The following is a 20,398-nucleotide window of genomic DNA, read 5'->3' as shown; positions in this document are numbered from 1 at the left end:
CATCCGCTTATGATATTCAGGTAGATTTTCGTAGCTCTGTCTTTTTTAGCTTTCCTGAAAATATCATCTGTTGTTAGGACATTAACGCACTCTTTCAGGAGCATCTTTTGAATATCAGCCGCAATGATAACAGAACATATCAACCCCTAACACTGGACAATGGTCTAAAAGTACTTTTAGTGCAAGACTTAGAGTCAACAAAATCAGCGGCTTCAATGGCTATTAACGCAGGCCATTTCGATGACCCCCTTGATAGGCAAGGTCTCGCGCACTTTTTAGAGCATATGCTTTTTTTAGGCACTGATCTGTACCCAGAATCGGGCGGATTTTCTAATTTTGTATCGCAATCTGGTGGTAACACCAATGCCTGGACTGGCACTGAGCACACTTGCTACTTCTTTGATATTAATAACCAACAGTTTGCTGAGGCACTGGCACAATTCAGTCGTTTTTTTATTGCCCCACTCTTAAATCCTAAAGAGACAACTAAAGAACGTAATGCTATAGACGCAGAATTTAAACTAAAAATAAAAGATGACGGCCGCCGTATTTATCAGGCTCATAAAGAAACGGTTAACCCAGCGCACCCTTTTGCAAAATTTTCGGTCGGTAACCAGCAAACCCTCGCGGATCGTGAGGGCTGTATCAGTGATGAGCTACGTGCTTTTTTCGATAGCCACTATCAGGCTCAGTGGATGACACTGGTGATATGTAGCAATGAAGATATTGCGACCATGACCACCTGGGTAAAACAGTTATTTAGCGAAATTAAAGGTCAGCCAAAAAGTAAAGAGATCATAGAGCAGCCACTTTACCGTAAACAAGACTTAGGTAAGGTGCTGCATATTGAGCCACATAAACATATGCAAAAGCTCATTATTAGCTTTGCGATGCCAAATATTGATGACTTTTACCGTCACAAAACCGTTAGTTTTATCGCTCACTTACTTGGCTACGAAGGCAAAGGTTCGCTGTACTCTATTCTAAAAGAGCAAGGCTGGATCAATGCCCTCTCAGCAGGTGGTGGCATTAATGGCAGTAACTTCAAAGATTTTAACGTAAGCATGGCGTTGACTGATGAAGGTATTGAATACTATGAAGATATCGTAGAAATGGTGTTTGAGTATATCTGCTTGATTAACCAAAACTGCGATAAATTGCCGCGCCTTTATCAAGACAAAAAGAACCTCTTGCAAATTGCCTTTGATAACCAAGAAAAAGCACGTTTAATTGATTGGGTTAGTAACTTAAGCATTAATATGCAGCATTACGATGAAGCCAACTATGTGCAAGGCGATTATTTAATGGAAGGCTTTAACCGCTGCGCCCATGAAATTGCCATGCAATGGCTAACACCTGATAACATGCGCTTGGTACTCATTCATCCAGGTGTTGAGCCTGAGCACACTACAGCTTGGTACAACACCCCATATAAAGTAGAAGACATCTCAGCAAGTTGGTTAGAAGCGCTTAGTGAAATAAACACGCCATTACCACAGATGTGCTTACCAAGTGCTAACCCATACCTCACAAAAGATGTTGAACTATTACCATTAGACGAGCCAAATAAATCACCTGAGCTTTTAGTCACACGAGACGGCTTTGATTTTTGGTTTAAGCAAGACGCGACTTTCAGAGTAGCTAAAGGGCATTTTTACTTAGCAATGGACTCAACCTTTGCAATTAAAGATGTTAAACACATGGCCCTTACCCGCTTATTTGCAGACCTGTTTATGGACAGTGTTGCTGAGCAATTTTATCCAGCAGAATTGGCTGGTCTCAGTTATCACTTAACCTCGCACCAAGGTGGCTTAACCCTACATACTGCGGGTCTTTCATCGAGTCAGTTAGAGCTGGTTAATGAGTTACTTGAAGCACTCTTTAATGTTGAAATCTGCGCAAAACGCTTTGCTGAATATAAAAAGCAGCTCGTTAGACACTGGCGAAACAGCAATCAAAACAAACCTGTTAGTGAGCTATTTAGTATTTTGGGTGCGCAAATTATGCCGTGGAACCCAGAGCCGAATGCCTTAGCACAGGCTTTAAAGGATACTAGTTTCCATCAATTTAATTGCTTTAGAAATGAGTTTTTTAAAGCCTTGCACGTTGAGTCTTTTTTACATGGTAACTGGCAACGCTCTGATGCGCTTAAGTTCCAAAAGCAAGTGACAGAGCACCTAGCCGGCAGCACCACAATTATTGATTTAACGCGACCACTTAACGATATAACTGAAGTAGATCAGCAGCGCTTCACGTTAAATTGTAGCGATCATGCGATGGTGCTGTACTATCAAGCACAAACGGATGACACTACCGAAAAGGTGCAAATGATGGTACTTAATCATTTAATAAACCAAGATTATTTTAATGAGTTAAGAACCAAGCAACAGCTCGGCTACTTAGTTGGTGCGGGCTATGCTCCTTTTAATACCCGTGCAGGTATTGCTTTTTACGTGCAGTCACCTATGCATAGTGCTGATGAGATACTTCAGCGTCACCAGCAATTTATTAATAATTATGTGGCACAAGTAAACAACATTTCTGAGCAGCAATGGCTAGATACCAAAGCAGGTCTTGTTACACACATTGCTGAGAAAGATAAAAATTTACGCTTACGCTCACAGCGCCTATGGTTAGCTATTGGTAATCGCGATACTGAATTTAATATGCAACAACAGCTTTTAGAGGCACTTGATAAGTTAAGCCTTACTCAAATGCAGCAGTATATTACCGAAACGTTCAGTGAAAACAGGCCAAGAATAGAACTTTTAAGTGAGCCAAAGGCTAAAAAACAGCCAAAAGCAAGCCTTTCTTCGCATTCTCTTTGACTCGAACGCGAGCTTAGATTAGATTAATTGGTGCGAATTACGGTAATGCATTAATGATAAAAATAATAAAAATGATTTCTGCTTTTTTAACAATAAGTATGGCTGGGATTTTTTCAGCATCCGCCAGCCCCATAGAGCTTGAACAGAGCACATTGCTGCTTATTCCAAGTGCTATTATGATGCTGTTATTGCCGTACCTATTATTTATAATTTTCAAATTAAAGCGCTCTCGAAAACAACTGCGTATTTCAGAACATCGCTTAAAAAGTACCGTAGAAGGCAGTGGCGATACCCTCTGGGATTGGAATATTAAATCCGGAGAAGTGCTGCGAATTAATGATAAATACACTTCAGATACTAACAGTAGCAGCGGCTTTCCCCCTAACCGCGAATTGATTCACCCACACGACTTACAACACGTTGAAACAGCCCTAAAAAAACACTTTGCCGAACACACCGCCTTTTTTGAAGCAAGTTACCGGATTAAAGACAGCCTCGGTCGTTGGCATTGGGTACTAGATCGCGGCAAGATCATCGAAAAAGACGCAAACCTCAACCCTTTGCGTATGACAGGCACTGTAAGAGATATTTCTCAGCTTAAATCAACAGAAGCCCGTTTAAACCTATTTGCTAAATGCGTTGAGTCGCTAACTGACGCCATCGCCATTTTCGATAAAAACTTTAAGCTGGTTGACTTAAACCCAAGCTTCTTAACGCTATTTGGTGGTACACGAGAGCAATACCTAAAGAAAGATTTTACCTTAAATGGCTATGACCAAAGCTATGTGGATGAAATTAAAGCCACCGTAAAAGCGACGGAACATTGGCAGCAAGAGGTTAAACTTCGCAATGCGAAAAGACAACTGCTACCAATTGAAATTTCAATTGATGAAATCAAAAATGAGCACAACCAAATATGTAACTATGTCGTTGTGTTTTCAGATCAAACTGAGCGTAAAAAAGCCGAATCGCAATTACATAATTTATCGAACCGCGACCGTACAACAGGCTTACCTAATCGAAACTTATTTTTCACTAACCTGAAAAAGCTCGCTAAGCAAGATAACCATCACGCTTTATTAGTGTTTGACCTAGATAACTTTAAAAAGATTAATGACTCTCTGGGTCACCAACTTGGTGATAGCTTGCTATCTAAGCTTGCGATGCGTTTGAATAAGTTAACCCGTGAAAAAGATGTGTTTTATCGCCTAGGCGGTGATGAGTTTGCACTGGTAATGTCGGGTACCAACGATATACATACCATCACTCGCATGGCAAAACTCTTTTTAGCCGCAATTGCCACCCCTTTTAATATGGCAGGTCATGAACTGGTGATCACCTCAAGTGTCGGTATCGTGCTGTTCCCTGAAGATGGCAATACCCCAGAGCTATTACTTAAAAATGCGGATACAGCTATGTATCACGCAAAGAAAAAAGGCAATAGCTATCTGTTTTTCAACGACACAATGAACCGTGAAGCAGTTAAACGCTTACAAATCGAAAACTTAATGCGTTACGGCCTAAAAGAAGATCACTTTGAAGTGTATTACCAACCGAAGATGAATATTCGTACAGGTAAACTCGATGGTATGGAAGCGCTTGTGCGCTTTATTACCCCGAAAAAAGGTGTGATCAGCCCAGGAGTGTTTATTCCTATCGCTGAAGAAACTGGGCAAATTATCGAAATTGGTGAAGTTGTTTTAAACAAAGCATGCCGCGATGTAAAAGCATGGATAGATCAAGGCTTATTCAACGGTCGTGTTGCTGTGAACTTATCAGCTAAGCAGTTTAGTTTACCTGATTTAACCACCCGTATTGATGTGATTTTGCAAAAGAATGAACTGCCCTCTTACTTCCTTGAACTTGAGATCACCGAAGGTACGGTTATGGACGACCCTAACGAAGCAATTGCAGTAATGCGTTCACTCAGTGCTCGTGGTATTCACCTTGCGATGGATGACTTTGGTACGGGTTACTCATCTTTAGCCTATCTTAAACAGTTCCCGCTTAATACCTTAAAAGTTGATAAAGCCTTTATTGATGATATGCAATCAGAGCGTGGCCGCAATATGGTTGACTCAATTGTAACCATTGCCCATAACCTTGATTTGCATGTGGTTGCAGAAGGGGTCGAACAAGCCGAACAGGTTGTGATGTTAGAACAGTTAAAGTGTCAGACGGTTCAAGGCTACTATTACTCTAAGCCACTGTCTCAGCCTGAATTTACCGCCTTCCTACAAAAACAACTCGATAAATCTGCGCCTAGCCTGTTAAAAACAGCAGAAATTTAAGGTCGCCAGCCACAAGATTGGCGGCCAACATGGCGCACAAATGCGCGGCGGTAATGCACATTAAATAAACACCAAGCGATAGGCCCAAGCACTCCACCTAACAGCATCCAACGCTTTACCGGCATTCCTTTAGATAAAGACTCTAAATACATCACCAAAATAAACACACAGCTCAAAAATACAAATAACACACAGCACCTCATTAAAATCAGCGGCAGTGTACATAATTTCAGCAAACTTTAAAACTTCTCTCATGCTATACCCTCTATAAGGCTTATTTATACTGACCTTTATGGTAGTTAACCTTACTTTCTAGGCTGTTGAAATGATGTACAAAAACCAGCCTCACTGCTATTATCGGTACGTGCAATTTGCACAAAGGAATATACAAAAATAATTATGAGGAATCGTTATGTCTGAAGAATCAGCTAACATCTATGAAGCGCCAGAAGCTGAGCTTACTCAGCAAAATAATGGTGGTAATAAACCTATTTTAAACTTTGACCGCTTTTCTGCTTGGGGCGTGTTCTTTTTATGTCTTTTCACATTTGGTATCTACGCCGTATACTGGCTAGTAAGCCGAACCAATAAAGCCAATGCATTAGCAAAAAACCAGGTAAGCCAAGGCTTAGTTTATGGCTATGTTGCTTTGTACATTGTGAATATTGCGTTGTCTTTTACAGGAATTTCACCTGAAATTGGTGGTATTGTGTCACTGATTTCGTTTGTTGTTGCCATTGTATTAATTTTCTCTCTTCGTACATCGATTAAAGAGTTGATTAATGAAGGCAGTAATGAACCAGTTCATTTAGGTGGTATTTTAACGTTTTTCTTTAACGTTATTTATTTCCAATACAAAATTAACGAAGCTATTGATAATCAAAAATAATCGTTTCGCTTATTAGCTAATAAAAAAGGCATTGAATTCAATGCCTTTTTTATTGCGGGTTGCTATTAGGTTATTACAATGCCCCGGAGTGCTTCACATTTAAATAGGTGTTAAGCACATGCGGTAGTAGCTGCTCAGGGTTACAATCTATAGCTATTACACCTTGTTTTTTCAGCTTCGCCATATTGGCTTTATGTGAATTTAATAACGCTAATGCTGCACAATAGCTGGTTGCATCTTCGTACTTTTCAATAGGCTCATCGAGCACCTCATTTACCGCCCGATTATTAATATTAATAAGTGCCACTAAGTGGTGTTTTTGTAATAGCTTAATTGCAGGCATTAACTCATCAATGCTTTGCTCATCAAGTGTGGTGACTAATAACACTAAAGAACGCTTACTGCGCTTGGCGATTAATTGGTTTACAGCCACTAAATAGTCACTGCTGCTCTTATCTGGGTATAGATCATAAAAGTGATTCATTACCCGTGATACATTCTGCGCGCCTTTTACATCGGGTAACCAGCGCAGGTTTTGATTAAAGCTTTGCATGCTAAACCAATCACCTTGCTTTAAAACGGTGTGTGACAGCAGTAGCAATGCATTTAAAGCATGATCAAAGTGGCTGCCTTCATTAGCTTCAATGGCCATTTTTTTAGAGGCGTCTAGCATCACTATAACGTGTTGGTTTTGCTCTTCTTGATACTCACGAGAAATGAGTTTTCGACGCTTACTGGTCGCCTGCCAGTCTATCTGTCTAACACTATCACCTTGGCGATATTCGCGTAATTGCTGAAATTCGATACCATCACCGCGCTTTTTAGTGAGCTTTAAGCCTGAAATAGGCTTATTCACTACGCCATTTAAATGCTGCTTTGAAGTAACTCGGCTAAAGTCGGGATACACTTTTAATTGAATTGCTTGCACAGCTAACCAGTTTGTTTGCCAAAGGCCAAATGGCGACCCTACCCTAAGTTCAATGGCACTGATCTGCGCATCACCTCGTTTGTGAGCGCGTAATGTAAAGCTCTGCTTTACTTGTTGCATTGCATCTATAAACACCGTTTGCTGTGGCTTTTGTAGCTCAATTGCATTACTTAAATGAACACTGACATCTAGCATGGTCGCATGCTTCGCTTTGTTTTTAATCACTAGCTGCAATGCTTGGCGGCGATACAAAGCCATGTTGAGACTCGTTTGTGCACTTACTTCAAGTAAAGGCTCTGACTTCGCCGCTATGTAATCTACAAATGCGAGCAATAAAGGCACTAAGAGCAAGGCCGTTAGCACTAAGCTGTCAACTGATGCAATGGCACAGACAAGCAACAATAACAGCAACAAAGCTGTTAATTGTACTAAGCGTTTTGCAGGTCTATGCTTAATGCGATTCATGAGCGTGGCGCTTCAACACTGGCTAAAATGGCATTGATCACTTCATCAAATGACACCCCTTCCAGCTCCAAATCAGCCGATAAAATTAATCGGTGTCTTAAGATATTCACAGACACTGACTTCACATCATCAGGAGTTACAAAGTCACGGCCATTCATTAATGCCATTACTTTTGCCGCTTTAATGATATTAATTGAGGCACGTAACCCTGCGCCGTGCAATACGCCTTGCCAAGTTCGTGAACTACGCACGATATCGACGGCATAATTCAGTATTTGTTCGTCTACTAAGATATCTGCACAAAGCTGTTTAATTTCCGCAATTCGATTAGCATCCAATACCGCAGGGAGCTGCTCTACTTTGGTTTCATTAGAGACAATTTGTGTATTCAGTTTTAAAAGCTCAACTTCCGATTCATGAGAAGGAAAACCAAGCTCCACTTTCATCATAAAACGGTCTAATTCAGCCTCAGGCAGTGGGTACGTCCCTTCTTGATCTAATGGGTTTTGAGTGGCTAATACCATAAACGGTGAATCAATAGATAATGACTCGCCATCAATGGTGATTTGTTGCTCTTGCATCACCTCAAGAAGAGCTGATTGCGTTTTAGCTGGTGCACGGTTGATTTCATCAGCCAGCAAAATATTAGTAAATGCTGGGCCTTTTTTGATATTAAATTCACCTGATTTCATATCATACAAACTATGACCAACAACATCTGAAGGCATTAAATCCGGTGTAAACTGCACTCGCGAAAAGTCTACATTTAAGCTTTTTGCCAAGGCTCTAACCAGTAGCGTTTTACCAAGCCCAGGAACCCCTTCAAGTAACACATGGCCACCCGCAAAGAGCACTGTAAGCACATCTTCAACAATGGCATCTTGACCAACTAACACACGCGAAATGTTATGCTTTACTTGTTTTACTGCATCAGCTGCCTCAACTAAGCTCATGCGATTAGTGTCCAATTCCGTGCTCATAAGGCATTCCTTAATTGTTTAAATCGTTTTATATATTCTGTTCGTTGTTCTTTGGACTCAGGCAACTTGCTAGCAAGCAACTCAGCCACATTGTGTTTTTCAAAATGAGTTAAATTAGCGATGATCTGCGCCTGCTTTTCAGCACTAAGCATCTTAAAATTAGGCACTCGCGACTCTACTTTGGCGTAAAAATCTTTCTTGAGTGCAGTAAATAGCACGGCTTCGTGACCATGCTCTGAATAAAAGTTTGCCACTGCACGAATATGCTGGTTAAAGCTGGTTTTTATATCGAAGTCAGGAGCATAAGAGCGGCCTATACGACTACTGATATGCCACACTGCAAGCACAATTAATAACAGCAACGTCACCACAAATTGCCAGCTCCAGTGCCATAATTTGGCAAACCAATTTGGGTAAGTCAGGTAAGGTACATAGGTTACTTTTTCAGCCCCTTTACTTAACCAAAGTAATAAACTGCCATGATCCAGATGGCGAAGTCGGTAATTGGTAAAAGGTAACAGCGATGGCATCACAATGACCCTACCTTGACCAAATGCAAAGTCACACATCAAGGTATCGCCGTTATCATTGTTGGTACTCACACCGGGGCAGTTTTCAATAAAAAAGGCACGGCTTAGCTCAAGGTCAAGCTGAGTGTTTTCATCAATTGATAAAGTACTATTTTTATTCCCTTCTTTGAGCATCGCAAAATCATATTCAAAAACATCTTCTTGGCTTTCTACATTGATGCCAAGCTGACTAAAAAATACTGTGCTATCTATTGCCAGCTCATCACGTTGCCTGTTTAATACATAAATTAAACGCCCGCCTTCTGCGACCCAATCGGCAAGTTGTACATCTAACTGGTAAGAGTCAGCAAGCACCGCCTCATCCAAAATTAAGATACTTTGCGGGTCTATGTTTAACTCATCACTTTGTGCTTGCTCTGCCAAGCGTTTGTTTTTATTCCAATCGATACCATTGGCTTTAAGTAGCCGCTTAGCCATCGTAAAGTTATCTCTTGCCACATCACTATGAAAGCCAATTTCTATTTCTTTTTTCTGCCAATCTAAAGAAGCAATACCAGCAATAACAAATAAGCTAAACACCACTAGCGCCGCTATGAGCACAACCTTAAGCTTCATGGGCTTGCTCCTTAGTCTCTGTTGTCATTGCCGTAATTTGCTCTGTCAGCTCGATAAAGTCGATATCAGGGGTTTTATGGCCCCAAGCAACCGTGACCCACGCAGAAAATAAGCGGGCAAAAATTTCTTGCCCTTGATTTGGCACCCTAGCATCTATTGCACGTTTACATTCGAGCTCAGTCATCGAGCGGTGCAAGCGCACTTCATGTTGTTGCTGCGCCCAACTCAGCGCATGATGAAGCAAATACGCCAGCGCCAAGCGGTGCTCACCTCGCTCAAAACACTGCTTTGCTGCGGCAATTAAATCTGTAGGTAAATCTTTGCTTTTAATTTCTGCAAATAAGGTTGGGATAACAGGCTCTTCATTCACTTTACTGCGCTCAGGCAAGCTTAAGTTGGCAAAAAAGCCACGCTTTTGCATCAGGTAATAAACTAGCCAAATAACTAATAAACCGACCAATACCCAAACTAACACGCCAAACACTTCACCAATGGCAGTAAACACATCGATAAGCCATGACCAGTCACTATCTGATGAACTCGCTTTTGCTTCGATATTTGGCACCCAAGTAGTCTCAGTTTCGATGACATTAGGCTCATTATAAAGAGCAGTAACTTGCTCTTTTACTGCTTGCTTATCGATTTGCTCGGCGTAGCTTGTTGATGGTTGCAGCGTAAACGTTGTTAGCATAAGTAGTGCTACAGCACTGACTACGCCTGCAAGACGGGTGCGAATATTTTTAAATGCCAGCTCGATATCCCATCCCTCTAGTTCAACACGGCGGTGTAAGTAAGCAAGAAACCCACCGGTGACAAAAAGCGGTGCCACTAACGAGATACTGATGATATAAATAAAGTTAAACGCTATCTCAACCCAGATAGGCGCTTCGAATAGTTGGTACATGGCTTCTTGTGCAGAGAATGAATGGGGCACAAGTGCAATTGTCAGCGCAGATATACCCATCAATAAGATAAACTCAAAATGTACACAGAACAGCATCCACAATGTTTGCTTAGGCTTAGTTGAAGCAAACAATACCTGCTTACGCTTAGTTTTGCGTTCACCTGATAGTCGTTCAAGTTGCTCTACGGGGGCTAAAAATGCTCTGTTTGGGCTGAGCCTAAAAACGGTTAAATGCGCTAACATATCAGCGATTTTTAACTGCTTGAGTGACTTTAAGCTACTCATTATGTTGACTGGCTGATTGAAAACCGCTTTTGACATGTAATCGAGCAAAGGTCGCTCAAATACAGGTTTAAGCCACCAAACAACAAAGCCACCTATGCCCCAGCTTAATAAAAAGCCGACAATCAAAAATACGGGTACTGCCATCATCAAATACAAAGAGACCAATGCCACAGCATGCTGCTTAACTAGCAACACTGTTAAATCAAAGGTTTCGTAAGCACTGCGCTTGCGAGGATTGAAGCTAAGACGATTAAGCTCCATAGCGCATTCCTCTGTATAAGCGAAAAATGACATAAGCCCAACAACCGCTGCCAACTAAATATTTAACTTCGTTAGCAATATCACGGGGTGACCAAAATGCTTCGATGAAAGCGGCAATGACTAACATCAAAAATGCGCCAACAATCAGTGGAAGCGCTTTTTGTGCAGCCTGTTTCATCGCATATGCACGGGTATACTGCCCTGGATTTAACAAGCCGTAGCCTATTTGACACCCGGCCGCTGAAGCAATAATGATAGCGGTTAACTCAAACGAGCCATGGGTTATTACAAACGAGAAAAACGGCCCTTCAAATCCAACATTCACAATGTGAGCCGCAACGGCACCAAAATAAAAACTATTGAACAACAAGAAAAAGGCAGCGCCAACACAGAACAATACGCCACCTGCAAACATCTGAAATGCGATACCAATGTTATTGTAGATATAGACCCCGAACATCATCAGATCTTGCGATGCGCCGCGCTCCGCCGATTGAACGCTACCACTAGGGTTATACATTTGTTCGATATTAAGTACGGTGCCTTGCCCTAAAAATGTATACGCAGCATCAGGGTCTATTGTCACCCAAATAAAAGCAATTAAGGCCAATCCCCAGAATGCCAATAGGTTAATACCAAGCATTAAACGATTTTCATACAGTGCACGCGGAAATGCCGTGCGGGCCACATGCCATATTTCAGAAAATTGATTGCTTCGAGATAAATAAAGGCGCTTCTGCCCTAACTGCACCAGCCTGTTTATTTGCTCGATCAACACTGGACTATATTGACGACTTTGCGCAATGGCTAAATCATTACAGACTTTGCGATACAAGTTAGGGAAATTAACAGGTAAAGACTCTGCACTATTTTGTTCACAAAGCGCTTCAAACTCATCCCAACTGACACTATTTGATTTTACAAATTGAGCTTGCTTCATTGCTTACCCTCCTGCTGCGGGTAATCGTTATCGTGTTGAACTTGCCCAGCAAAGTGGCGTGCATAGCTAACGAGCTGCGCCTCAATCTCATGCTCTTCAGCAGAAAACGGTGCAGCTAAAATAGCTGCCAACTCACGGCGCCTTGCATCAGATAATTCATCATGACGCTCTGCAAAAGCAAGCACCGCTAATTGCTCTTCGGTGGTTAAGCTAATGGTAGGAATATGCACTTCACCTTGAGATAATTCAGGGCGCGTAGCTAACTCATCGTCGTAAATAACCATGGTGCCTGCAGCCCAATCACCAATGCGTTTAAAACGGTTGTTAAACAACATAACCACAAGGCCTAAGAAATAGCCTATAGGTAGCATATCGGCTGGGCGTAGTAAGTTACGCACTACAATTTGCGAAAAGCTTGCTGGTAAACCATTGTCTTGCACAACACGAATTTTTAGGCGTTTTTTACCCGGCGTTTGGCCACTTTCCATTTCAAACAGGATGTTATAACCCCATGAAATTAAAAAGTAAGCAATTAATATAAGTCCTTGCCCAGCATCGCCAAAAAAGGCAAATACAGTACCTACAGCAAGTAAAACCAAACTACGGATAATAAAATCGATGATGTAGGCATAGCTTCGGGCAACAACGCCAGCGGGAGTAATGGCGATATCAACGCCTTCGGGGAGTTTGATGTATTCTCTGTTTTCCAATCCGTGGTTCAACATTAATCTACTACTGGTATTTATTGTTGTTTTCGTAAGCCAATAATAATGCGCGTTTTTCGTTCCTTTTTCAATGAATTTTGTTATGAGCGCGTTACAAATAAAACAAAAAAACCGGCTATAAGCCGGCTTTCAAAGGGGTTACAGAATTATTTTTCTGCGCGACCCATAAATTTATGCTCAACGGTATTAATACGAATACGGTCGCCTGTTGAAATATGCTCAGGAACTTGAATCGTTAAACCCGTTGTTAAACGTGCAGGCTTTGAACGTGCACTTGCTGAAGCGCCCTTGATTGAAGGGTCAGTTTCTTCAACTACAAGCTCAACACTCGATGGTAAATCTAAGCCAACTGGCGAGCCATCAATCACAATAACGTGCAGACCTTGAGTTTCTTCATTAACGAATAAAATCTCTTCGCTGATTGCTTCTTTATTTAGGTTATATGGCGTGTAGTCTTCGTTATCCATGAAAACATACTCTTCACCGTCAATGTAAGAGAACATAGCTTCACGACGAATGAGATCAGCAAGCTTTAGCATGTCGCTGTCTTTAAATGTTTCATCAACTTTACCACCTGTTACCACATCGTATAAACGCATGCGGTATAAACTGCCACCAGCACGGCCTTGTGGTACTGAACGTTGAATATCTTTAACTACTAAAACACGGCCGTTATGCTCGATAGCGGCGCCTTTTTTAACTTCACTTGCCTTAGGCATGGGTGTATTCCTATCGTTTTTTGATGACAGAAATTTACCACGTAATGGCTTTTGTTCAATAAAAATTTACAGTTTTGACTCGCAGCCGTTATTTATTCGATTTTTCAGCAAATTATGACAATAGTTGTCTCAAAACTACGAAAAAGCTGCTATCTTTATAACTACGAAAAATGACTTCAAGGATTGGATCATGAATCAACACACAGTACACGAGTATTTAATGAAAAAGCCATTGGTGATGATCACCCAACCATTTGGCCAAGATGTCGACGTTTACAAGGTGAATCATAAAATGTTTGCCACCCTTGCCGAGGGCAAAGAAGGCCAAACAGACGATGAGGGAAACCTTGTATGGTGGCTAAATCTGAAATGCGATCCAGATGAAGCCCAAGCACTGCGTGATATTTTCCCGTCGGTGATCCCGGGTTATCACATGAACAAACGTTTATGGAATACGGTTATTTTAGACGGCACCGTACCACAAGGAGAGATTGAACGAATGATTGATAATTCGTTTGATTTAGTGGTTGCGAATATGCCAGAAAAAGACAGAAAAGCGATTGAGCTTCATCTGTAAAATTGCGCACTGATCACGCTCTGTGATCAGTGCAACTTAAATGAAAATGATGATCGGTATACAAAACACCGCCAATAGCATACGCATCTAGCTGCTTATCGACTAACTGAAAACCACATTTCTCAAGTACTTTTTCTGAACCGATATTACCCTCGGTGACAACCGCTTTAAATTCACGTACGGCATGTTCTGTTTTGGCGTAATCAAGCACTGCTTGCAAAGACTCTGTGGCATAGCCACGACCATGAAAATTAGGCAGCAACAAATAACCGACTTCTTGACTATCTGGCACTGTTGATGAAGTAAACCCAGTTACCCCCACCTCTTTACCTGTACTGGTTTCAACAATAACTAAACAAAGTGGTGAATTCGAATTTGGCTGCCAAGGCTTTAAACGTTCATTAAACTTAGCTCGCAGCTGCGCCTCTGAGGGCTTATCGAAGCATTTAGCTATAACTTGGGTATCATTATGCAAAGTATAAAACAATGGCCAATCATCGGCATTTAACAGCCGTAATGTTAATCGCGCAGTGGTGAGAGTCATGGTGATTAATCGCTTTGTAAATAAACCTAGTTATAACAAACTGATTTCGTGAGTTAAATACCACTTATGGCCAATACAGAAGAAAAAAGCCCCGCTCAATGAGCAGGGCTTTTAAAATTAACTAATTAATTTAAATAATTAGCTTTTAGTCGTTTCTGTATCGGCATCTTCTGACGCTTGCTCGTCTTCAACCACTTCTTTGGTTACTTCAACCGGATCGACAGGCGTAGCTTCAACTACTGCCGGCTCTTCGCTTTCTGCTTGGTAAAAACGACCACCTTTTTCAGCCATTGCTTTTAACGTATCGCAAGGTGTGAAAATTGGGTTGTAGTTAGCAAAAGTCGCCATTTCAGAGCTCACTTGTGCTGCACCAAGTTTATCCATATAGCTAAATGGACCGCCTAAGAATGGTGGGAAACCAATACCAAAAATAGCACCGATATCACCATCACGCGGGCTTGCAATAATGCCATCATCTAAACAGCGCACCGCTTCGTTTAGCATTTGCGCAACACAACGTTTAGCAATTTCGCTCTTGTTTAAACGAGGTGATGGCGTAACACCAAGTAGCTCGTATACTGACTCATCCACTTTTTTATCTTTCTTATCGTAAAGATAAAAACCACGGCCAGTCTTACGACCTAAACGCTTAGAATCGATTAAGCGATTAAAGGCATCCGGGGCTTTAAAGCGCTCGCCCAATTCTTTTTCAAGGATTGGCGCAATTTTAGAACCGATATCAATCCCTACTTCATCAAGTAACGCTAAAGGCCCTACCGGGAATCCAAACTCAACCAATGCTTGGTCAATCTTTTCAATTGGCTCACCTGCTAGCAGTAAATTAGCCGCTTCATTGACATAAGGCGCTAAGATTCGGTTTACATAGAAGCCAGCCATATCTTTAACCACAATCGGTGTTTTACCTTGCTTACGGGCAAAATTAACAACGCGTGCGATAGTCTCTTCAGACGTACCTTCATGTGGAATGATCTCAACAAGTGGCATTTTCTCAACAGGTGAGAAGTAATGCAGGCCAATTACATTTTCTGGGCGTGCTGCATCAGCAGCAATTTGTGCAATTGGTAATGATGAGGTATTACTTGCAAAAATCGTGTTGTCTTGGCACTCACGTTCTACATCAGCCACCATACCTTGCTTTAAAGCAAGATCTTCAAACACGGCTTCGATAACGATATCAATGTGTTTAAAGCCGCTGTAATCGGTGGTACCGGTAATGCGGTTCATGGTTTGTTGTAGCTCTGCTTTAGATAAAATACGACGCTTTTGCTTTTTATCTAAAATTTTATAGCTGTAGTTCATTGCATTGCTGATGCCCTTTTCAGCCACATCTTTAATGCGCACAGGAACACCCGCTTTTACAGCACTAACATGGGCAATACCCGCGCCCATTAGGCCGCCACCTAATACTGCCGCTTTAGCGATTGCTGGGGCATCATCATTACGCCACTCTTTTTTCATTTCAGTGGTTGCAAAGAAAATACCGCGTAATGCTTTTGACTCATCGCTCATTACCAGCGTGGCAAAGCCTTCAGCTTCAGTTTTGTATGCTTTTAACTGATCAAGTTCAACACTTGCACGAACCGCTTTAATAATGGCTAAAGGTGCTGGGTAGTGACCGCCTGTTTTCTTCAGTACATTTTCTTGTGCTTTTTTGAAAATAATATTGCGACCAAATGGGTTTGACTCAAGTAATTGGCTTAAACGGTCTAGCTTTGGTTTAGTGACCTTTGCCTTACCTTTCAGAGCAAACTCTTTAGCAACGTCAAGTAATACACTGTGTGGTACACAGTCATTTACTAAGCCTGTTTTCTTCGCTTGCTTAGCACGTACTTGCTTACCAGTAAGCATCCACTCAAGTGCTTTTTGCAAGCCAACTAATTTTGGTAAACGTTGAGTACCGCCACCACCAGGTAATAAGCCTAACTGTACTTCTGGCAAACCAAGCTTAGTGATATCGCTGTCTGAACACACGCGATAATCACAAGCTAAAGCAAACTCTAAACCGCCACCCAATGCAGCTCCATGAATAGCACTTACTGTTGGGAAAGGCAGCTTTTTCATATCGAAAAATGCTTGCTGACACATTTCGCTTAATGCTAATGCATCTTCACGGCTATTGGCGCTATCAAGCATTTTAATATCAGCACCGGCGATAAAGTTATCGCTTTTACCACTGATAAATACCATGCCTTTTACTGCTTGCGCTTGTGCGTCTTTAAGTAAGGTTTTTAAATCTTCTGCAAAACTGCTGCGCAGGGTGTTCATTTTTTCACCCGGCACATCAATGGTTACAACGGCTACGCCGTCATCAGCCACTGATAAACTAAATACTGAATCTGTCATTACGCACTCTCCAATACAAAGGCTGCGCCTAAGCCACCCGCTGCACACGCAGTCGTAAGCGCTAAGCCGCCACCGCGACGATTAAGTTCATGTAAGCTTTGCGTGATCAGGCGCGCACCTGTTGCCGCAAATGGGTGACCGTATGCAAGTGAGCCACCTAATACATTGAACTTGTCCATGTTAATTTCGCCGATCGCTTTGCTGCGACCTAGCTTTTCTTGTGCAAATTTATCTGACGCAAACATCTTCATATTAGCAAGTGTTTGCGCTGCAAATGCTTCATGCATTTCGATTAAATCTAAATCAGCTAATGTGATACCTGCTCTATCTAGGGCAATTGGCGTTGAGTGCGCCGGCCCCATTAGCATATCTTCATGTACACCAATTGCTGAGAAAGCAAAACTGCGTACATAACCTAGAATGTCGTAACCCAATGCTTTGGCTTTACTCTCACTCATCATTAATACCGCAGCGGCACCATCAGTTAATGGCGTTGCGTTAGCTGCAGTCACTGATCCGTGTTGACGGTCAAATACTGGTTTTAATTTCGCGTAGCCTTCAACCGTTGAGTTATGACGAATGTTATTATCTTGCTCAATAAAGCTCTTATAAGGTGCAACATGGGCAGTCATTACTTCATCTTTAAGTTTACCATCAGCCCACGCCTGACTTGCAAGGGTGTGCGAACGATGTGCTAAGGCATCTTGATCTTCACGGCTGATGCTATGTGTTTTCGCCATTTGCTCAGCCGTTTGACCCATAGATAAACCAGTAGAGTACTCAGCGACCGCTGGCGGTACAGGAAGTAAATCTTTTAAACGTAGTTTAGAGAAAATCTTTAATCGCTGACCAAGCGTACGTGCTTTGTTTAAATCAACAAGGCTGCCCGCTAATTTTTTACTAACACCAATAGGTAATACAGACGATGAGTCAGCACCACCAGCAATACCTACTTGCACTGAGCCTGCCATAATTGACTCGGCTACGTTAGCAATGGCTTGGAAACTTGTTGCACACGCACGCGAAACAGAATAAGCATCAACAGAAACAGGCATACCCGTACCTAATACGATTTCACGGGCAATATTTGGCGCTTCTGGCATTTGCACTACTTGTCCAAATACAAGTTGGTCAATTTCAGATTTATCAAAGTTAAGTCGTTCAAGCATTTCGTTGACAACTAACTTACCCATATCAAGGGCTGGTACATGATGGAATGCTGTGGCTTGCTTTGCGAATGGCGTTCGCAGGCCGCTAACGATAGCGATACGATCGCCTTTTGCTGTTTTAAGTATATTTTGCTCAGACATTTATGCTCTCCCGCTGACAGGTCTGACCTGTTTGTTTTTCCTGATTCTAAAACAACCCGTGTACGAATGCCAATAGTAAGTTTTCAACCATAGGCTTTTTTCAGCCTATTTACAAAAAAACACCGTATTTATATGGTAGGCTAAAAATCCTTAAAAAATAACGAACTATTTGAGGATTTTGTGTCTAACACTTGTGTTATAACTTTTGAATCCTTATAACTTGTTAATAGCGCCCCACCACGGTACCGCGCAAATAATTTATCGGTACTGAATATAACCCATTGGCGCATAACAAAAACAATTTTTGACTCACGCTTTTAGGACAGTCTTTTTATTATGGCAGTTAACGCATTTTCACAATTAAAATCATACCTAGACACGCAAATTATCGGCCAACCACAATTAACTCAAGCACTGTTAATCGCAATTTTGGCAGATGGCCACTTATTAGTTGAAGGCCCTCCGGGTCTTGCGAAAACGCGTGCAGTCAATGCCTTAGCGAAAGGCGTTGAAGGCAGTTTCCAACGTGTACAATTTACCCCAGACTTATTACCTGCAGATGTAACTGGTACCGATATTTATCGCCAGCAAACCAGTGAGTTCGTATTTGAAAAGGGCCCGTTATTTCATAACCTAATTTTGGCTGATGAAATAAACCGTGCCCCTGCTAAAGTGCAATCAGCCCTACTAGAAGCCATGGCTGAACGCCAAGTAACGGTAGGTAAAAACACCTATCCACTGTCTGATCTATTTATGGTTATGGCAACCCAAAACCCGCTAGAACAAGAAGGCACTTACCCACTACCAGAAGCTCAGCTTGACCGCTTCTTATTGCATTTGAGCATTGATTACCCGGGTGCTGAACACGAATTAGATATCCTACGCCTAACCCGTGGCGAGGCTATTTCTGACAAGCAAGCAACGACACAGCAAATTAGTCAAAGTGAGCTATTTGCTGCCCGTAAAGCGATATTAGGTTTGTATTTAGCTGAGCCGCTTGAGAAATACCTAGTACAGTTAATTGTTGCCACTCGTGAAGCAGCAGAGCTTGATGAACAACTTGGCCGCTGGATTGAATATGGCGCAAGCCCACGTGCAACAATTGCCCTTGATAAGTGTGCCCGCGCGCATGCTTGGCTAGAAGGCCGTGACTTTGTTGCCCCAGATGATATTCAAGCAGTGCTGCATAATGTATTGCGTCACCGTATTATCTTAAGTTACGAAGCACAGGCCGATGGCATCAGTAAAGACGATGTGATCAGCCGTATTTTAGAATTGGTGGCAGTACCATAAGCTATGTCGAGCCAATTTGATACAGCGGCGTGGTTAGCAGCGAGTCATAGTCAAGGCGTCAATTTATCACTCAAAGAGTTGATGTATTACAAAGCCAAAGCTCGTTTGCTAGAACTTGCGCCCAAAGTAAAAATCAAAAACAGCTTGGCTGGGCAATACCTTGCGCCTCACAAGGGGCGTGGTATGGAGTTTGCCGAGGTGCGCCATTACCAAGCCGGTGATGACATACGCTCTATCGACTGGCGTGTTACTGCACGCACTGGCGAAACCCACACTAAGTTGTTTCAAGAAGAAAAAGAACGCCCAGTTTTTGTATTTACCGACTTTTCTAACTCGATGCTGTTTGGCTCAAAGTTACTGTTGAAGTCAGTGCAAGCAGCGCACATTAGCGCATTGGTTGCTTGGTCGGCGTGTCAACGAGGTGATCGCATTGGTGGCTTGGTGTTTAATCAGCAAGGTCATCACGAATTAAAACCCACCTCACGTGAAAAAGCCGTATTAAAGCTTTGTCACAACTTATGTGATATTCACAGCCAAGCTCTGACTAATATCGATCAAACAGCCACCAGCTTATTTAGCGAAAACCTTAAACGTCTTAATCATTTAGCAAAACCAGGAAGCTTGGTTTATATCGTTTCTGATTTTAGCGCCCTTGATGAAGCAAGTTTCAAACAACTTGAAATGTTGAGCAGGCACTGTGAATTGATTGGCTGTCATATTAGCGATCCGTTCGAGCACCGGCTACCTGCTTTTAAACAAACGGTGACTGTATCAGCAAATGGCCAAGAGCTTGCTTTACCATTAATGGATAAGCAATTTCGTGAACGCTTTGCCAAGTCAGCTGAAGAGTCGTTTTCTAACAGATTAAAACGCTTACAAAAATCTGGGCTTAGTTTAATTTCATTCAGTGCAGCCACTCCTCTTGAGCTGCAATTAGTGAGAAAGTAACA

General features: G+C 42.0%; 17 protein-coding genes. 6 read left to right on the top strand and 11 right to left on the bottom strand.

The features are described 5' to 3' along the window. Window positions 1-107 precede the first annotated feature (107 nt). Window positions 108-2,828 (top strand): insulinase family protein, encoded by a 2,721-nt coding sequence (locus PASHI_RS20210; RefSeq protein WP_062566837.1) that lies wholly within the window; start codon window positions 108-110, stop codon window positions 2,826-2,828. Window positions 2,829-3,004: 176 nt separating this feature from the next. Continuing rightward, complete coding sequence (locus PASHI_RS20205; protein ID WP_425272501.1) at window positions 3,005-5,119, top strand: sensor domain-containing protein; 2,115 nt, start codon at window positions 3,005-3,007, stop codon at window positions 5,117-5,119. Here PASHI_RS20205 and PASHI_RS20200 read toward each other — a convergent pair. Then, on the bottom strand, window positions 5,116-5,310 hold the full coding sequence (locus PASHI_RS20200) for a hypothetical protein (RefSeq protein ID WP_054562126.1): 195 nt from the start codon (window positions 5,308-5,310) through the stop codon (window positions 5,116-5,118). The two genes, PASHI_RS20205 and PASHI_RS20200, sit on opposite strands and share 4 nt — an antisense overlap. Before the next feature lie 221 nt (window positions 5,311-5,531). Here PASHI_RS20200 and PASHI_RS20195 point away from each other — a divergent pair, with 221 nt between their 5' ends. Beyond that, window positions 5,532-6,008: a DUF4234 domain-containing protein gene (locus PASHI_RS20195; RefSeq protein WP_062566835.1), complete on the top strand. Its 477-nt coding sequence runs from the start codon at window positions 5,532-5,534 to the stop codon at window positions 6,006-6,008. A gap of 73 nt (window positions 6,009-6,081) precedes the next feature. Here the strand turns inward: PASHI_RS20195 and PASHI_RS20190 are convergent, their stop codons facing one another. The 7 genes from PASHI_RS20190 to efpL form a co-directional block, all read right to left on the bottom strand. Then, on the bottom strand, window positions 6,082-7,401 hold the full coding sequence (locus PASHI_RS20190) for a DUF58 domain-containing protein (RefSeq protein WP_062566834.1): 1,320 nt from the start codon (window positions 7,399-7,401) through the stop codon (window positions 6,082-6,084). Further along, the gene (locus PASHI_RS20185) at window positions 7,398-8,381 is read right to left on the bottom strand and encodes an AAA family ATPase (protein ID WP_062566833.1); all 984 of its coding nucleotides are present in this window, start codon (window positions 8,379-8,381) and stop codon (window positions 7,398-7,400) included. The genes PASHI_RS20190 and PASHI_RS20185 overlap by 4 nt, the downstream gene beginning before the upstream one ends. After that, complete coding sequence (locus PASHI_RS20180) at window positions 8,378-9,526, bottom strand: DUF4350 domain-containing protein (RefSeq protein WP_062566832.1); 1,149 nt, start codon at window positions 9,524-9,526, stop codon at window positions 8,378-8,380. Before PASHI_RS20180 ends, PASHI_RS20185 begins: the two co-directional genes overlap by 4 nt. After that, complete coding sequence (locus PASHI_RS20175) at window positions 9,516-10,976, bottom strand: hypothetical protein (RefSeq protein WP_062566831.1); 1,461 nt, start codon at window positions 10,974-10,976, stop codon at window positions 9,516-9,518. Before PASHI_RS20175 ends, PASHI_RS20180 begins: the two co-directional genes overlap by 11 nt. After that, the gene (locus tag PASHI_RS20170; RefSeq protein ID WP_058586348.1) at window positions 10,966-11,916 is read right to left on the bottom strand and encodes a stage II sporulation protein M; all 951 of its coding nucleotides are present in this window, start codon (window positions 11,914-11,916) and stop codon (window positions 10,966-10,968) included. The genes PASHI_RS20175 and PASHI_RS20170 overlap by 11 nt, the downstream gene beginning before the upstream one ends. After that, window positions 11,913-12,641 (bottom strand): RDD family protein, encoded by a 729-nt coding sequence (locus PASHI_RS20165; protein WP_062566830.1) that lies wholly within the window; start codon window positions 12,639-12,641, stop codon window positions 11,913-11,915. The genes PASHI_RS20170 and PASHI_RS20165 overlap by 4 nt, the downstream gene beginning before the upstream one ends. A gap of 146 nt (window positions 12,642-12,787) precedes the next feature. Then, window positions 12,788-13,360 carry an elongation factor P-like protein EfpL gene (gene efpL, locus PASHI_RS20160; protein ID WP_055020721.1) on the bottom strand — a complete coding sequence of 191 codons (573 nt, stop codon included), beginning with the start codon at window positions 13,358-13,360 and terminating at the stop codon, window positions 12,788-12,790. A 190-nt stretch (window positions 13,361-13,550) separates the two neighbouring features. On the opposite strand from efpL, the gene PASHI_RS20155 reads away from it, so the two are divergent. Continuing rightward, window positions 13,551-13,937 (top strand): MmcQ/YjbR family DNA-binding protein, encoded by a 387-nt coding sequence (locus PASHI_RS20155; protein WP_054553214.1) that lies wholly within the window; start codon window positions 13,551-13,553, stop codon window positions 13,935-13,937. A gap of 13 nt (window positions 13,938-13,950) precedes the next feature. Here the strand turns inward: PASHI_RS20155 and PASHI_RS20150 are convergent, their stop codons facing one another. The 3 genes from PASHI_RS20150 to fadI form a co-directional block, all read right to left on the bottom strand. Then, entirely contained in the window at window positions 13,951-14,481 is a 531-nt protein-coding gene (locus PASHI_RS20150) for a GNAT family N-acetyltransferase (protein ID WP_062566829.1), read from the bottom strand. A gap of 138 nt (window positions 14,482-14,619) precedes the next feature. Beyond that, window positions 14,620-16,845 carry a fatty acid oxidation complex subunit alpha FadJ gene (fadJ, locus tag PASHI_RS20145; protein ID WP_062566828.1) on the bottom strand — a complete coding sequence of 742 codons (2,226 nt, stop codon included), beginning with the start codon at window positions 16,843-16,845 and terminating at the stop codon, window positions 14,620-14,622. Further along, window positions 16,845-18,155, bottom strand: coding sequence for an acetyl-CoA C-acyltransferase FadI (gene fadI, locus PASHI_RS20140; protein WP_054553218.1), 1,311 nt, complete (start codon window positions 18,153-18,155; stop codon window positions 16,845-16,847). The genes fadJ and fadI overlap by 1 nt, the downstream gene beginning before the upstream one ends. Before the next feature lie 336 nt (window positions 18,156-18,491). Between fadI and PASHI_RS20135 the strand changes: the two genes are divergently transcribed. Both PASHI_RS20135 and PASHI_RS20130 read left to right on the top strand, forming a co-directional pair. Beyond that, on the top strand, window positions 18,492-19,448 hold the full coding sequence (locus PASHI_RS20135) for an AAA family ATPase (protein ID WP_054553219.1): 957 nt from the start codon (window positions 18,492-18,494) through the stop codon (window positions 19,446-19,448). Between the two features lie 3 nt (window positions 19,449-19,451). Beyond that, window positions 19,452-20,396, top strand: a complete 945-nt coding sequence (locus tag PASHI_RS20130; protein WP_062566827.1) for a DUF58 domain-containing protein — start codon at window positions 19,452-19,454, stop codon at window positions 20,394-20,396. The last annotated feature ends 2 nt before the right edge of the window (window positions 20,397-20,398 follow it).

Origin of the sequence: Pseudoalteromonas shioyasakiensis (assembly GCF_001550135.1) — a bacterium.
GTDB lineage: Bacteria > Pseudomonadota > Gammaproteobacteria > Enterobacterales > Alteromonadaceae > Pseudoalteromonas > Pseudoalteromonas shioyasakiensis.
The sequence above is the reverse complement of the archived record's forward strand: the minus strand, read 5'-3'. Positions and strand labels throughout refer to the sequence as shown.